The following is a 2223-nucleotide window of genomic DNA, read 5'->3' as shown; positions in this document are numbered from 1 at the left end:
ATGTCGCGTATAGACCCAAGTCACTTAAACTTAAAGGGTGCAGTGTGCGCATCATGGATCTGACCACACCGGATAAGTGATTACATATTTCGATAATGGAATCCGCAACTTTATTCACCTCAGCATCAGGCTGTTTTGTAGCCACAGCCATCGCTTTGACCGCGGTTAATGATTGCCCCATTTCATCGTGTAATTCACGTGATAAATGACGACGTTCCGTTTCCTGAATTTGCATGGTGTGGCGAGCCAATGCCTGATTATTCCGACGAGCAACACTGAGCGCATCAGTTAAGTTATTCACCTCAGTTGCTATCGCATCAAACTCACTGATTCTGAAGCTCGGCAGATGCTCTTCGTAATTACCACTTTCTACATTTTTTAAGCCAGACAAAATAGTCTGAACGGCCTTCAGCATGGAATGAAACACCACATTTATGGCTAGGAAAATAATGCCAAGCATGAGGACAATCGACCAGAAATAGACAAGCGATTCTCCCCAGGCTTCATTGATTTCATCCAGTGGATCTGCGGTAATGACAATGCGCTGTATCGCATCATTAGGCAGTTTAATCTCATAGGTTGAGCTAATGGTATCTGTCATCACAGCCGAAACGAACCATTCTGGTGGACGCGCTCTCTGCACACCATCACCACGGCGAGAAAGAGTTGTTTCACGACCATTTTCGTCATAAACACTGATTTGCAAGTGGCGTGTCTCACGCAAGCGACTGATATGTTCTATCCACTCCCCCTCCGTATGCATGTTGCGAGTAAATTGGTTAAGTCCAAACTCCACCATTTGCAATGCCAAATTGTAAGAAGAACTGACCTCTTCCCTGACGGATTCGCGTGCTTGCCAGATAGTCATGCTTGCGCCGAGCAAGATGATGACAAAAACGGACATCACAATGCGCAGATTAATTAGTCCCCTCAAACTCATTGGCCAAAACTCCGCTCTAAATAATTTTTCATACTGAATCACACAGTTATTCCTTCCATCATCCTTGATATCGACTAAAGCTATAACATGAACTACATCACAAAAGCATTTCACAGCGACAAATATAGACCATGGCAAACGCCATTTTTAACAAAAGGAATTTTTCCTATCACGCAAGGATAAATTGCCTGTTTATTATTCGTTCCCGTCCCGACCAACAGAAATTGAATATCGCATGACTGAAAAAACAGACACCAACATTGACACAGTAAAAACCAAGCTACTGGAATTATTTGACGACATGCTTGGGCATGATGGTTTTGGTGATATCAAGGTCGAGATGAAAATTCTAAAACGCCAGCAGAAGGAAGTCATCCTTCACTGCGGGAAGCAGTATCGATTCGTTATCGACAATCCAAACCTGTCAGCGTAATTGAATCGAGAGCGAAGTGGGTTCGCCTCTAAAAATTAAATAAAAAAAGTCATACCAACAGACTGCTTGGGGCAGCTGCGGAGACTCACCCTGAAGAGAGCAATATATGAACATCAAACAAATGAAAAGCATGATCAGCAAATTCCGTTCTGCTGATGTGTCAATGATCAAAGATGCTGATATGCGTGCAAAAGCACAGAAACTGCAAAACAAACAAGGCGGTTTCACCCTGCTGGAATTATTAGTCGTTGTTGCCATTCTGGCTATCATCGCCGGTGCCGTTATTTCTTCTCTGGATGGTCAGGAAGAGTTAGCAGCACAGAAAACAACTGTTCACACTATGGCAGCTATGGAAGAAGCATTCCAAGTTTACCGTGTATCTGAAAAACGTCTAATTCCTGGTGATTTAGAATCTTTGATGTGTGTTGAAGGTATTGATGCAACTGATGGCGAATTCACATTAGTTGCTGCAGATATTGTTAACCCACAGCTCTTAGGTGATGCAGGTTCATTTTCTAACATCCCTAGAGTGAATGGTGGCTTAACTGCTGACCTTGCTGAATCATTAATTATCGCTGATATCACTGCTTCAGGAGCTATTAGCGCAATGGAAGATGCAGGATTTAATTCTATTCGCTACGCACATAATGGCGTTTGCGATAGTGCTGCTATGTTTGATACTACAGGTGGTTTCGATGCAAACGTTGACGCAGTTGCGACCGTGGAAATCGTCAAACCTTCATTGGTTTTCCGTAGCCCAGTTGTTGAAGACGACGAATGGGAATTTGGTGCAGGTGCCTCTGTCAACGTAACAGATCCTGGAGTAACAATTCCCGTAGCATTTTATTCT

General features: G+C 43.3%; 3 protein-coding genes. 2 read left to right on the top strand and 1 reads right to left on the bottom strand.

Translation table 11 applies throughout. From position 1 onward, the window contains the following. The coding region (locus tag B4K20_RS00275) for a histidine kinase (RefSeq protein WP_289281440.1) at nucleotides 1-940 on the bottom strand (940 nt) is incomplete at its 3' end. Between the two features lie 235 nt (nucleotides 941-1175). On the opposite strand from B4K20_RS00275, the gene B4K20_RS00270 reads away from it, so the two are divergent. Together B4K20_RS00270 and B4K20_RS00265 are read left to right on the top strand one after the other, a co-directional pair. Then, a complete protein-coding gene (locus B4K20_RS00270) occupies nucleotides 1176-1373 on the top strand; it encodes a hypothetical protein (protein ID WP_286305000.1) in 198 nt (65 codons plus the stop codon). Nucleotides 1374-1536: 163 nt separating this feature from the next. Then, on the top strand, nucleotides 1537-2223 hold a 687-nt coding region (locus B4K20_RS00265), incomplete at its 3' end, for a type II secretion system protein (RefSeq protein ID WP_289281439.1).

The sequence above is a fragment of the Methylophaga sp. UBA5088 genome (genome assembly GCF_002414625.1).
In the GTDB taxonomy this organism is placed as follows: domain Bacteria; phylum Pseudomonadota; class Gammaproteobacteria; order Nitrosococcales; family Methylophagaceae; genus Methylophaga; species Methylophaga marina.
Note: the sequence above shows the minus strand (reverse complement) of the source record. Positions and strands in the feature narration are given on the sequence as shown.